This window comes from Frigoribacterium sp. 2355 (assembly GCF_054060695.1).
On record NZ_JBSSDL010000002.1, the window covers coordinates 162988 to 174640 of the forward strand.

Here is an 11653-nt window from a genome sequence, read left to right on the forward strand (position 1 = left end):
CGGTCGACGAGGTCACGCCAGGCCTGACTGCGGCGGGGTTCGTCGACGTCCGGCTCTCGTCGACGGAGGAATCCGCGGACGGCCCTCACCGCGCCTCCGGACGCCCGGCCTCGTCGAGCGCGCGCAGCAGCGCCTCGCCGTCGCGCACGTCCACGAAGGTCATCGGCAGCGGGGCCATGACCCCGTCGAGGCCCGTGTTGGTCAGGCCACGCTGCCGTGCGCCGAACGGGGTGTTCCCCGTGATCGAGTCGGTCCAGTCGACGCTGACGTGGGTGCGGTCCCGGGACCACGAGACCTCCTGGTTCTGCTGCTTCGCCGGTGCCTGATGGACCGTCGACCCGACGACCAGGAACGACCGCTGGTCGGTGACCGCGTAACCCGTCTTCGCCTTCCGGGCCCGCTTGAGCAGGAACCTGCCGACCACGAAGAAGAGGCCGATCGCCACGAAGACCCCACCGAAGGCGACGAAGAACCACGATGCCCCGTCGCGCAGCGCGGAGACCTCCCAGAAGATCGCGAACCCGCACCACAGCAGGCTGAACGGCACGAGGAACAGGTCGTTGCGACCGAAGGTCACGCTCTCGTCCGGGCCGCCCGACCAGAGCAGGCGCTCGCCGGGGCGCAGCTCCGGCTGGACGAGGGCACGTCGATCGTCGGGCACGCGGGCGTCGGGAGCGCTCATGATCGAGAAACTACCGTGACGCGTCCGTCGCCGTCACCGCGCCCGGGCTGGGGTGCCGTCAGGCCCGGGGCCGGTCGAACCGGGCGCCGCCGGGCTTCGGGCCGAGCAGCGACAGGATGAAGATGACGAATCCGCCGAGGTACGGGACGAGGTTGATGAGCAGCAACCACCCGCTGAGGTCGATGTCGTGGAGTCGCCGCGCTCCGAGGGAGAGGAACGGCACGATCGTCCCGAAGAGGAGGATCGCGAAGACGAAGCCGAAGGGGATGAAACCGGGTCCGGGTTCGAGGGTGCCGTCGTAGTCGGTCGTGCTCCCCGGGAGGCCCGCGAGGAACCCGACGATGCCGAGGACGAAGTAGAGGACCGTGTTCGCGAGGACCACCCACCAGTACTCGCTGCGGCTCGCGCGCCCCGTGAAGTCGGCGTACTTGAGGAAGAACCGCTTCACCGCGACGACCGGGCCCGCCCCGTACAGCGGCGCCCAGAGGGGGACCGCACCACCCGGGCCGGAGGGCGACCCCTGCGGCGACTGTCCGTACGAGGGCTGTGCGTACGAGGGCTGCCCGTACTCGGGCTGCTGCCCGTACGGCGGAGGCGTCGGCTGCCCGTAGGGCGGCTGCTGCCCGTACGGCGGAGGCGGCTGCTGCCCGTAGGGCGGAGGCGTCGGCTGCCCGTAGGAGGGCTGCCCGTAGGGCGGCTGCTGCGGCTGCTGCGGCTGCCCGCCCCGCTGGTCCGCTCCGTCGTTCTGGTCGCTCATGAGATCCCCCTCGTCCGTGCCGCCCACCGCGACCCGACCACCCTACCGAGCGGGGGCGTCGTACCATCGGACCGTGCAGACCCCGGCCGTCCTCCGAGACCACTCGCCCGAGGCCGCCGCGCTCCTCGGTGAGGGGTGGACCGTCGCCGCCCGGTCGTTCGGTGCCCGACTCGACGGGGACCGAGTCGACCGCGACCACCTTCGCGCCCTCGCCACCGGCAAGGCCGCCGACGTCACGATCTGCGAGCTCGGTCCGCACGACGTCGACGCCGTGCTCGCCCTCGACGCGCAGACTATCGACGACTACCCGGGCAGCGTGGCCACACGGCACGAGCCCTTCGACCGGTCGTCGGCGACGCCCGGACCGACTCGCAGGGCCTGGGGTGCCTTCACCCCGACGGGTCGCCTCGTCGGCCTGACCGTCGTCGACCTGGACGGTCCCGCCGCCGAGACGGACGTCACCGTCGTCCACCCTGATCACCGCGGTCGAGGTCTCGCCGCAGCGGTCAAGGCGGCGTCGGTGCTGGCCCTCCTCGACGCCGGCGTCCTCCGCTTCCGCACGGGAGGTTCCGCCGACAACCCCGCGATCGTCGCCACGAACGCCTCCCTCGGCTACGTCGTCGACGAGGGCTGGCTCACCCTGGTCGCACCCGCCCCCTGAGCGACGGTCGAGTGGTCCCGAACCGTCCCTCGTCGGTCGACGGATGACGGAACGGGACCATTCGACGCAGCCCGCAGCACGCAGCACGCAGCACGCGGCACTCGGCACGCGGACGGGGGCGAGCCCGGGATCAGCCCCAGCCGCCGAGGTAGGCGGCGACGCTCGGCTCGCCCGTGACGGGCGTCAGCCAGTCCACGGAGGCGCGGTGCGAGACGAACGCGACGCCCGCCCCCCAGCGGCGGGCGCGCAGGGCGGCGCGACGCGACTCGACCGTCACGAGCACGCGGCCCGACGGGTCCGCCAACTCGAGCGTTCCGAGCGACCCGACGCCCACCGCGTCCGTCGCCGTCCGAAGGTCGCGCGCGACGTCGTCCCCGAGGCCGACCGCAGCGGCCAGGGCCTGCACCCGGGCGTCGTCCGAGCCGCCGGCCTCCACCGCGGGCAGCACCCGCACGGGCCCGTCGAGCGTCACGACCACCCGGGCACCGGCCAGCGCCGCGGCGGCAGCGTCCGACGAGCGGCCCCGCACCCGCTGGTCCGCCTCGAAGACCGGGGCCACGTCGTCCGGCACCACGACCGTCACGTCCGGCATCGCCGCCAGCACGCTGTCGACCGCCACGAACGCCGCACCGGCCGAGATCGACGTCCCGACCGAGGTGACCAGGTCGACGCAGACGTCCACCGCGCGACTCCGCACGCCGAACCCACGCGAGCCGCGCACGGCGATCAGGTCGGCGAGGCGCAGGGTCTCGCCGTTCTTCTCGGCCTGACGCCGCGCCTCCTCGTCCTCGCGAGCGACCGCCGACGCCGCCGACCCCGACCCCGACCCCGCCGACCCCGCCGACCCGCCGCCGGCACCCGTCGCCCGTCCCGCCCAGTCCGGCCCGTCGTGCCACGCCACGGCGCCCGGCACGTGCGCGAACACGCCGCCGGCGAGCCACGCGCGGTGGGCCCACTCCCAGTCCTCGCCGCCGTAGCTCGTGAACGACTCGTCGAAGCCGCCGACCTGGTCGAAGAACCAGCGGGTGCAGCAGGTGACCGCCCCGATCAGGTGACGGTACGACCGGTCGTCGGCGTGCAGCAGGTCGGCCGACCAGCCGTACGCCTGCTGCAACCAGCGCGGCTGCTCCAGCTCGTGGGCCGGCCCGGCCACCTCGACCGGCTCCGACACCGGCACGGCCACGCCGTCACCGGCGCCGCCGTCGCCACCCAGCACCCCCGCGAAGTCCGCGTGCTTCCGCTGGCCGACCGTCACCGCCTCGGGGGCGAGCGCCGGCAGCCGGGTCAGCCGCAGCACGTAGTCCGGCTCGGGTGACGTGTCGGCGTCGACGAAGCACAGCACCGACCCCGACGACGCGGCGACGCCGACGTTGCGGGCGGCCGAGAGCCGGAACCCGAGGTCCTCCTGCACGATCAGCCGCACCCCCTCGGGCACGGTGGGTGGCGTCGGCGATCCGTCGTCGACGACGATCACCTCGAGCCGTTCGGCCGGGTAGCTCTGACGCGCGAGCGCCGCCAGCGTCCGGTCGAGCTCGGCCTGCTGGCGGTAGTGCACGACGACCACCGACACGAGCGGCGGCAGGTCGGGCCACACCCCGTCGAGGGCGTCCCACGCGTTGCCGACGACGAACCGCCCACCCGCAGGAGGCGCGGTGTCGGTCGCGTCGGACACCGGCGACCCGGCGTCGCGGCTCACCAGCGCACCCCCTCGGCCCACCACGCCGCGTAGGCGTCGGCCACCTCGTCGAGGCCGGGCAGGGTCCGGGCGTCGTCGTCGAGCCAGGTCGACGCCGGGTCGGCCAGGGCGGTCGCGATCGCCGTCGCCAGACCGCCGTCGGGGTAGAGCGTGAGCGTGCCCGGCCGGAGGGCGGCCATCTCGCGCGAGTACCTCGTGTCGGGCACGAGCGGTCGTCGCCCGGCCGCGATCCAGGTCGCGATCGATCCGGAGGCCGACACGTGCTGGTGCGCCGCCACGGGCACCGACGCGCGCCGGGCGCGGTCGAGCAGCGTCGCGTCGTCGAGGTAGCCCGTCGCGCCGAACGGCACGCCGAGCGCCGCCGCCTCGTCGACCAGCTGCTGCAGCTCGGCCTCGTGCCCCGAGGAGGCGCGGCCGAGCGCCACGACGCCGGTCGCCCGCGCGTCCGGTCGCGTCGCCCCGCACCCGCCCCGGTCGCCGGCGGCGTCGTGCCGCGCGGCCGCGAGTCCGGCCACGGCCGCCACGACCTCGGCGTGCCCCTTGCCCGGGTAGAAGAAACCGATGACCGCGACGTCGCCGTCCGGCTCGGGGAGCCAGGCCGGCCCGGCGGGCTCGGGGAGCCCGGCCGGCCCGGTCCGCTCCGGCGGCAGGGGGTGCCGGTCGACCGGCAAGGGGATCACCTCGACCGGGCCGTCGAAGCCGACCCACTCGCGCAACAGGGAGCGCTCGTGGTCGCTGTTGACCACGACGCCTCGCGCGGCGGCCACCACGCGACCGTAGGCCTCACCGCGCCTCCTCAGGTTGCGCTCGCCGTCCGACGGCTGCGGCAGGTCGTGCAGGGTGACCGTGAGCGCCGTCGTGTCGGCCAGGTGCTCGACGACGTCGGCCGCCGCGGACGGCGAGGGGCCCCAGAGCCGGTCGGTGAACTGCAGGTGGGCCCGCGGGACGCCGACGTCGACGGCGTCGTCCGGGCCCGCATCGACGCCCCCCTCGACGTCCGGCACGTCGAGCAGGTCGGCGACGTCCAGGGCGAGGTGCCGACCGGTGCGGGCCTCGACCGTCGCGGCGATCTGGGCCGCGTAGGTCGCGACGCCGTGCTGCGGATCGTGGTGCGTGACCACCACGGGCAGCTCGACGAGGTCGATCGTGGCCGCCGCACCGTCCCGCGCGGTCGACCGGGCCGAGTCGCGCGCGGTCGCCTCGCGGGTCGAGGGATCGACCGCCCCGCCGCTCACGCCGCACCCCACAACGCGAACGTGTCGGCGTGCCGGGCCAGGGCGGCCTCGACCGCGTCCGGGTGCTCGGCGTACCAGGCGAGGTGTGCCCGACGGACCTCGTCGGCGTCGACGCGCTCACCGCCGACGACCCAGTGGTCGGTCGCCTCGTCGTCGAGGCCCCAGGCGTCGATCACCGCCTGCTCGCGCGGGGCGTGCACGCTCGCCAGCACGGGTCGGCCCGGGTCGACGACGTGCTCGGGCAGGCCGAGGCGCTCGCGGACGCGCGAGGCGAGGGCCGTCCAGACCGGGTTGCCGGGGTGGTTCAGGGTGCGCATCTGGTCGAAGCGCGGCGTGCCGGCCCCGTCGTCGCCCGCGCCGACCTCGAACAGGTCCGACGCGACGACGCTGTCGTGGGCGACCTCGCGCTTCCGCAGCTCGGCCAGCGACTGCTCGGCGACCGACCGGACGACGGCGGGCGTCAGGGCGCCTCCCGGGAGGGGCCGCCCGGCGGCCTCGGCGATCAGCCGGACGTCGTGGTACTCGACCAGGGGCGGCACGAGCGAGACGTCGCTCGGCGGGCGCACGATGACGTGCGCGGGGTAGAGGCCCGCGAACCGGACGACGGGCACCCGGACGACCCGCGCCTCCCGGGGCAGCATCGCGGCCAGCTGCGCCGTGCCGAGCGGGAGGTCGTGGTAGTCGTCGCGCACCGGTTGCGAGACCAGCAGCCCGGCCCGGCCGAGCCACCGGCCGAGCTGCGGCAGGTCGGCGGCCGTGAGCTCGTGCACGGGCGGCATCCGGACGGTCGTGAGGCCCGCGCCGTCGAGGAAGATCCGCAGCGACTCGGCCTGGCAGTTGCCCACCACGAGGGCGATCGCCCCGTCGCCCTCCGGCTCGCTCAGACCGTAGAAGTCGCCGTAGTGACGGGTGCGGCCGTCGGGTTCGGTTCGCTGTTCGGACATGCTTCCCTCCGGCCCGCGCTCGGAACGGACAAAGGGGGTCGCGCGGGCCTATGTTGAGTCAACAGCGACTTCCCCGGTCGCGTCATCCTTTCCCGCCGCCAGCCCCGGCACACCTCACCCGCATCGTCGCGGGTGCTCGTCGTCCCGCGAGACAGGCCTCGCGCCGGTCCGCCACGGCGAGCGACCTGATCACGCCGAGGAGGCCCCGATGACCCATCACGCCCCGACGTCGCCGTCGACCACGGCCCCCGCGTCCGACGAGACCGTCGTCGTCGCGCCCCTCCGCGTGGCCTCCGTCCCGGCCGGCCACCCGTACGTCCGCTCGTTGCTCGACCCCGACGACGCCTCCGGCCGCGTCGTCCACCTCGCCGACCCGCTGCCCGACCCCGCCGAGCCGGACCGCTGGTGGCCCCCGGTGGTGCTGGACGCCGACTGGCTCCGCGCCCACGCCGACGAGATCGACCTGCTGCACGTGCACTTCGGCACCGAGTCGTACCCCACCGCCCACCTCGTCGCCGTCGTGGAGGCCCTGCGCGACCTGCGCCTGCCACTCGTGTACACGGTGCACGACCTGACGAACCCGCAGCTCGTCGACCAGGCGCCCCACGTCGAGCACCTCGACGTGCTGATCCCGGCCGCCGACGAGTTGATCACCCTCACCGACGCGGCCGCCGACGAGGTCGAGGCCCGGTGGGGTCGTCGCCCGACCGTCATCGCGCATCAGGCCATCGTCGACCCCGAGGTCGAGCTGCCGGTCGGCACACCTGGTGACACGGTCGTCGTCGGGGTCCACCTCCGCGACCTGCGCCCCAACGTCGCGGGCGTCGAGACCGTCCGCACCCTGCTCGCGGCGGTCGACGCCCTGCGCGCCACCGGTGCCGCCGTGGAGGCGCGGGTCGACCTGAACGAGCGCGTGCGCGACCCCGAGCAGGCCGAGCGCATCCGCGAGCTCGTCCGGGCCGCCGGACCGTCGGCGACCCTCGCCGAGCACCCGCGCCTCACCGACGCCCGGCTCGAGCGGTCGCTCGCCGACCTGGACGTCTCGGTGCTGCCCTACCGCCACGGCACGCACTCCGGCTGGGTCGAGCTGTGCTGGGACCTCGCCGTCCCGGTCGCCGCGCCCCGCGTCGGCCACGCCGCGGCGCAGCACCCCGACCGGGGGACCACCGCCTCCTTCGACCTCGACGACCCGGCGTCGCTGGCCGCGGCCGTCATCGCCCTGGTCAGCCCGCACGCCGTCGACGAGACCGCCGACGCACACGACGCCCCGGCCCGGGTGCCGGCCTCGCGCCGCGGCACCCCGCACCGCGCGGCCCTGCAGCAGCAGCGTCGGTCCGTGCGGCGACGACAACGCCACGACGTGGCGGCCGCCCACCTCGCGGTGTACGAGCGCGCCCTCGCGACGGTCGCGGCGGTGACGGCGTGACCCGCGCCTCCCGGCCCCTGCGCATCGTCGTCGTGGCGCCCCTGCGCTACCCGATCCGCGAGCCGTTCGCCGGCGGACTCGAGTCGTCGGTCCACCACCAGGTGCGCACCCTGCGCGAGCGCGGCCACCGCGTCTCGCTGATCGCCACCGAGGGGTCCGACCACCTCGACCAGAGCCCGCCCGAGTTCGTCCTGCCCGCCGTGGTCTTCGACGACCCGGCCGAGGCGACCGACACGACCTATCCCGACGGCTACCTCGAGCGCGCGCTGCCGGCGCTCGAACGCGCCCTGCAGTTCGTCGCCGACCACGCCGACGACTACGACCTCGTCGACAACCACAGCCTGCACGGCGTCCCGCTCGCCCGGGCCGACCGCATCGGCGTGCCGATGGTCAGCACCCTGCACACGCCGACCCTGCCCGACATGCTCGCCGCGCACCGCTCGTCCACCGGGCCGCGCAGCCGCTTCGTCGCCGTCAGTGGCCACACCGCCGCCGCCTGGGCGAGGGAGGGCGTCGAGGCGAGCGTCCTGCCGAACGGCGTCGACACCGAGCGCTGGGGCTTCGGACCCGGGGGCGACGACCTCGTCTGGTCGGGACGCATCGTCCCCGAGAAGGGGTTGCACCTCGCCCTCGAGGTCGCCCGTCGCGCCGGGCGCCGCCTCGTCATCGCCGGTCGCATCGGAGACGTCGACTACTTCGAGACCGAGGTCGCCCCACACCTCGGAGCCACCGCCCACTACGTCGGCGAACTGCGCCAGCCCGAGCTCGCGGCCCTCGTCGGGCACAGCGGCTGCGCCCTCGTCACGCCCGTGTGGGAGGAGCCCTTCGGCCTCGTCATCGCGGAGGCGCTGGTCACCGGCACGCCGGTCGTCTCGTTCGCCGTCGGGGGAGTCCCCGAGGTCGTGGCGGGTTCGGTCGGGGCCGCCCTCGTCCCCGCCGGCGACCTCGACGGCATGGCGCGTGCCGCCGACGACCTGCTGCGCCGGGTCGGGACGGACGCCGACGCCCGCCGCACCGTGCGGCAGGACGCCGTCGACCGGTTCTCGCTGCGAGCCCGGGCCGCCGTCCTCGAGCGGCTGTACGCCGACGTCGTGGCCTCGGACGAGCGCGTGCCGGGCACGTCCGTCGTCGCCGCGACGGAGGCGACCGGCGTGGGTGGCCGGCACCGTGCCTCCTCGTCCCTCGCCGGCGGCCTGTCGGCCGTGCGCCCGGCCGGCACGGGCCGACGGGTCGTGACGGCGTGACCTCGACGGTCGCCCGCCCCCTCGTCGGCTGGTACGTGCACCACCACGGTGCCGGGCACCGCACCCGCTTCTCGGCCGTCCGGCCGCACCTCGACGCCGACGTCGTCGTCTTCAGTTCGCTGAGCGCCCCCGTCGACCTGCCGGACGACACCACCTGGATCGAACTCGAGCGCGACGACGCCCCGACCACGGGCCCGGACGGCGTGGTCCGTCACCCCGCCGACGCCTCGCCGACCGTGGGAGGCCTGCTGCACTGGGCTCCCGTGGGGCACCCCGGGCACGCCTCCCGCCTGGGCCGCATCGCCGGGGAGATCGCCGGGGCGGCGGACGGCGGGCGCCCCTTCGCCGCGATGGTCGTCGACGTCTCGGTCGAGGTGACGCTCTTCGTGCGGCTGCTGGGCGTCGAGGTCGTCGTGGTCTCGCAACCCGGCGACCGGACCGACGAACCCCACCGACTCGCCTATGACGCGGCGTCGCGCGTGATCGCGCCCTGGCCCGCCGGGACGCACGACTCGTCGGCGCTCGACCGGGTCGCCGAGAAGGTGCGCTGGGTCGGCGGGATCTCGCGGCAGGACGGGCGCGGGGCCTCGGACCGCGGGTCGGCCGTCGTGCCCGGCAGCGTCCTCTTCGTGGGCGGTGCCGGCGGCAGCGACCACGGGGACCTCTCGGCCGCGGTCGCCCGCGCGGCTCGGGCCACGCCCGGCACGACCTGGTCGGCCCTCGGGCTCGACACGTGGGTCGACGATCCGTGGGAGGCCATGACCTCGGCCGAGGTGATCGTGACCTGGGCCGGCCAGAACACCGTCGCCGACCTCGCCGCCCTCGGCGCACGTGCCGTGGTCGTGCCGCAGACCCGACCCTTCGACGAGCAGCTCACGACCGCCCGGGCGCTCGATCGGGCCGGCCTCGCCGTCGTGGCGCCGTCCTGGCCCGTCGACGACGAGTGGCCGTCGGTGGTCGAGCGCGCCCGTGGGCTGCGGCCCGGCTGGTCGGCGTGGCAGGTCGAGGGGGCTGCCGCCCGCGCCGCCGCGGTGGTCGCCGAGGTGGCCGGTCGGGGCGCGCACGGCGTCGGCCCCGCGCGCGCCGAGCCCGCCGTCGGCACCGATCCCGCCGTCGGTTCCGACCTCGCCGTCGGCACCGACCCCGCGGGGGTCGCCTCGTGACCGTCGTCGTGGTGACCCTCGCGTCCGCCACCCGGATGAAGCACGTCGCCAACCAGCTGCGGTTCGTCCGGCAGGTGGCACCCGACGCCGGCCACGTGGTCGTCTGGCTCGACGAGACCCCCGCCCCCGACGTGCCCGCCCTGGCCGGGGCCACGACCCTGCACGTCCCGCCGGGTCCCGACGGCCTGCGCCTCGCCGCCGGACGCAACCGCGGAGCCGACGCGGCCGTCGGTCACGGTGCCACGCTCATCGTGTTCCTCGACGCCGACTGCGTCCCCGGCCCCGACCTCTTCCGCCACTACGAGCAGGCGGCGCTCGACCACCCGGGGGCTCTCCTGAGCGGACCCGTCACCTACCTGCCCGAGGGGTTCGTGCTCGGCACCGGCGAGGGGCTCGAGGGGGCGACCGCTCCGCACGCGGCGCGACCCGCGCCTCCTGCGGGGACGACGCTCGTCGCGGGCGCCGCGGACTATCCGCTGTTCTGGTCGCTGTCGTTCGCGGTGACGCCGGACGCCTGGGCGCGGCTCGGCGGCTTCGACGAGCGATACGAGGGCTACGGCGGCGAGGACACCGACTTCGCCTTCACCGCTCGCTCGCTCGACGTCCCGCTCGTCTGGGTCGGCGGCGCCCACGCGTACCACCAGTACCACCCGACGTCGTCACCGCCGTGGCGCCACCTGGCCGACGTCGTGCGCAACGGCGGCCTCTTCGCCGCGCGGTGGGGCGAGTGGCCGATGGGTGGCTGGCTCGACGCGTTCGAGCGGGCCGGCGCGGTGCGCCGGGCGGCCGACGGCGGCTGGACCCTCGTCGAGGGCGCGGCCGTCCCGAGCTGACCCGCCCCGGGCTGACCCGCCCCGGGTCGCCGGGCCGAGTAGCCCGCCCCGAGTCACGGGCCGGGATCGCACCGCCGACTGAGCATCGCACCGTCGAAGTGGGCGGTGCGACGTCCAGTCGGCGGTGCGACGCCACCCGAGGAGGCGCGGCGCGGCCGGGTCAGTCGAGCGTGCCCTGGTCGGACGACTTCTTGTGGGCGATGGCGTCGCGTTCGGCGGCGAGGGACGCGACGGTGGCCGGGTCGAGGGCGTCGTAGTCGACGAACGGGTCGGGCTGGCCCGTCTTGTCGGCGACGACCGCCGAGTAGGCCGAGACGGCGAGTCGCAGCTTGGCGGTCGCCCGACCGGCACGCTTGCTCGACAGCGGTTTCTCTTGCATGACCTTGCGGTGGTGGTCGAGCGCCTCGACGAGGTCGCGGTGGGCCGTCTTGAGCTTTTTCGCCATGTGACGATCATGCCCACCCGGGGCCGATCTGCCAACACGGTCGTGGCCGCGGGGGACCGGCCGGGGGACAAGCCGCCGCGGGGGAGGAAGCGAGGCCCGGGTGCTTTCACAGCGGGCGGCCACACTGCCGTAACCTCCCGGGCGGACCATCAGGCATGATCTCGCTGACCGGAGTGATCCGCCCCACCGACGAGGTGGCCGTGCTGCACGTCGTCGAGCAGAAGCTCCGGCGGCACTTCCCGGCGTTGAGCGCCGCGTCCGAGGTGCTCGTGCTGCAGGCCTGGGGCCTGCCGGTCCGCGTCACCGAGCAGTTGGCGCGGCTGCGGCTCGACGTCGTCGTGGGCGACCAGGACGAGGCGGCCACGTTCCGCGACACGGTCGGCGCCGAGTTGCGTGGCTGGTCGGGGTCGGGGTCCGGCTCCCTGAGGGTCGACTGGACCGAGGACGTCCTCCCCGCCGTCGCGCCGGCCACGCTCGGCGAGACCGCCTGACCGCGACGGCCGGGGACGACGACGGGGCGACCTCCGGGCTTTCCCGGCCCGCGCCTCCTATGCTTCGTCCCGACGA

The 11653-nt window shown here is 75.4% G+C and carries 12 protein-coding genes; 6 read left to right on the top strand and 6 right to left on the bottom strand.

Annotated elements, in window-relative coordinates; all coding sequences use genetic code 11:
• Window positions 1–85: 85 nt before the first annotated feature.
• Both ACVJ1F_RS03635 and ACVJ1F_RS03640 read right to left on the bottom strand, forming a co-directional pair.
• On the bottom strand, window positions 86–682 hold the full coding sequence (locus ACVJ1F_RS03635; protein ID WP_056225147.1) for a hypothetical protein: 597 nt from the start codon (window positions 680–682) through the stop codon (window positions 86–88).
• A 58-nt stretch (window positions 683–740) separates the two neighbouring features.
• Window positions 741–1439, bottom strand: a complete 699-nt coding sequence (locus ACVJ1F_RS03640) for a DUF805 domain-containing protein (protein ID WP_456884748.1) — start codon at window positions 1437–1439, stop codon at window positions 741–743.
• Window positions 1440–1512: 73 nt separating this feature from the next.
• Between ACVJ1F_RS03640 and ACVJ1F_RS03645 the strand changes: the two genes are divergently transcribed.
• Window positions 1513–2100, top strand: coding sequence for a GNAT family N-acetyltransferase (locus ACVJ1F_RS03645; RefSeq protein ID WP_456884750.1), 588 nt, complete (start codon window positions 1513–1515; stop codon window positions 2098–2100).
• A gap of 130 nt (window positions 2101–2230) precedes the next feature.
• Here the strand turns inward: ACVJ1F_RS03645 and ACVJ1F_RS03650 are convergent, their stop codons facing one another.
• From ACVJ1F_RS03650 to ACVJ1F_RS03660, 3 genes are read right to left on the bottom strand one after another with little or no spacing between them, the layout of a single operon-like run.
• Complete coding sequence (locus ACVJ1F_RS03650; protein ID WP_456884751.1) at window positions 2231–3796, bottom strand: glycosyltransferase family 2 protein; 1566 nt, start codon at window positions 3794–3796, stop codon at window positions 2231–2233.
• Window positions 3793–5031: a hypothetical protein gene (locus tag ACVJ1F_RS03655; protein WP_456884753.1), complete on the bottom strand. Its 1239-nt coding sequence runs from the start codon at window positions 5029–5031 to the stop codon at window positions 3793–3795. The genes ACVJ1F_RS03650 and ACVJ1F_RS03655 overlap by 4 nt, the downstream gene beginning before the upstream one ends.
• Window positions 5028–5975, bottom strand: a complete 948-nt coding sequence (locus tag ACVJ1F_RS03660) for a WcbI family polysaccharide biosynthesis putative acetyltransferase (RefSeq protein ID WP_456884755.1) — start codon at window positions 5973–5975, stop codon at window positions 5028–5030. The genes ACVJ1F_RS03655 and ACVJ1F_RS03660 overlap by 4 nt, the downstream gene beginning before the upstream one ends.
• Before the next feature lie 208 nt (window positions 5976–6183).
• Here ACVJ1F_RS03660 and ACVJ1F_RS03665 point away from each other — a divergent pair, with 208 nt between their 5' ends.
• The 4 genes from ACVJ1F_RS03665 to ACVJ1F_RS03680 are packed head-to-tail and all read left to right on the top strand — an operon-like array spanning window position 6184 to window position 10641.
• Window positions 6184–7401 (top strand): glycosyltransferase, encoded by a 1218-nt coding sequence (locus tag ACVJ1F_RS03665; protein WP_456884757.1) that lies wholly within the window; start codon window positions 6184–6186, stop codon window positions 7399–7401.
• Entirely contained in the window at window positions 7398–8645 is a 1248-nt protein-coding gene (locus ACVJ1F_RS03670) for a glycosyltransferase (protein ID WP_456884759.1), read from the top strand. Before ACVJ1F_RS03665 ends, ACVJ1F_RS03670 begins: the two co-directional genes overlap by 4 nt.
• Entirely contained in the window at window positions 8642–9808 is a 1167-nt protein-coding gene (locus ACVJ1F_RS03675) for a glycosyltransferase (protein WP_456884761.1), read from the top strand. Before ACVJ1F_RS03670 ends, ACVJ1F_RS03675 begins: the two co-directional genes overlap by 4 nt.
• A complete protein-coding gene (locus ACVJ1F_RS03680) occupies window positions 9805–10641 on the top strand; it encodes a glycosyltransferase family 2 protein (RefSeq protein ID WP_456884763.1) in 837 nt (278 codons plus the stop codon). Before ACVJ1F_RS03675 ends, ACVJ1F_RS03680 begins: the two co-directional genes overlap by 4 nt.
• Before the next feature lie 160 nt (window positions 10642–10801).
• Here the strand turns inward: ACVJ1F_RS03680 and ACVJ1F_RS03685 are convergent, their stop codons facing one another.
• Window positions 10802–11086 carry a hypothetical protein gene (locus ACVJ1F_RS03685; protein ID WP_043595140.1) on the bottom strand — a complete coding sequence of 95 codons (285 nt, stop codon included), beginning with the start codon at window positions 11084–11086 and terminating at the stop codon, window positions 10802–10804.
• A 155-nt stretch (window positions 11087–11241) separates the two neighbouring features.
• Between ACVJ1F_RS03685 and ACVJ1F_RS03690 the strand changes: the two genes are divergently transcribed.
• The gene (locus ACVJ1F_RS03690; RefSeq protein ID WP_123570612.1) at window positions 11242–11577 is read left to right on the top strand and encodes a hypothetical protein; all 336 of its coding nucleotides are present in this window, start codon (window positions 11242–11244) and stop codon (window positions 11575–11577) included.
• Window positions 11578–11653: the final 76 nt, after the last annotated feature.

What these genes read in the sequence shown, in the direction of transcription:
- ACVJ1F_RS03685 (WP_043595140.1), bottom strand. Translation starts at nt 11,086, where the DNA reads ATGGCGAAAAAGCTCAAGACGGCCCACCGCGACCTCGTCGAGGCGCTC.
- ACVJ1F_RS03690 (WP_123570612.1), top strand. Translation starts at nt 11,242, where the DNA reads ATGATCTCGCTGACCGGAGTGATCCGCCCCACCGACGAGGTGGCCGTG.
- ACVJ1F_RS03635 (WP_056225147.1), bottom strand. Translation starts at nt 682, where the DNA reads ATGAGCGCTCCCGACGCCCGCGTGCCCGACGATCGACGTGCCCTCGTC.
- ACVJ1F_RS03665 (WP_456884757.1), top strand. Translation starts at nt 6,184, where the DNA reads ATGACCCATCACGCCCCGACGTCGCCGTCGACCACGGCCCCCGCGTCC.
- ACVJ1F_RS03660 (WP_456884755.1), bottom strand. Translation starts at nt 5,975, where the DNA reads ATGTCCGAACAGCGAACCGAACCCGACGGCCGCACCCGTCACTACGGC.
- ACVJ1F_RS03640 (WP_456884748.1), bottom strand. Translation starts at nt 1,439, where the DNA reads ATGAGCGACCAGAACGACGGAGCGGACCAGCGGGGCGGGCAGCCGCAG.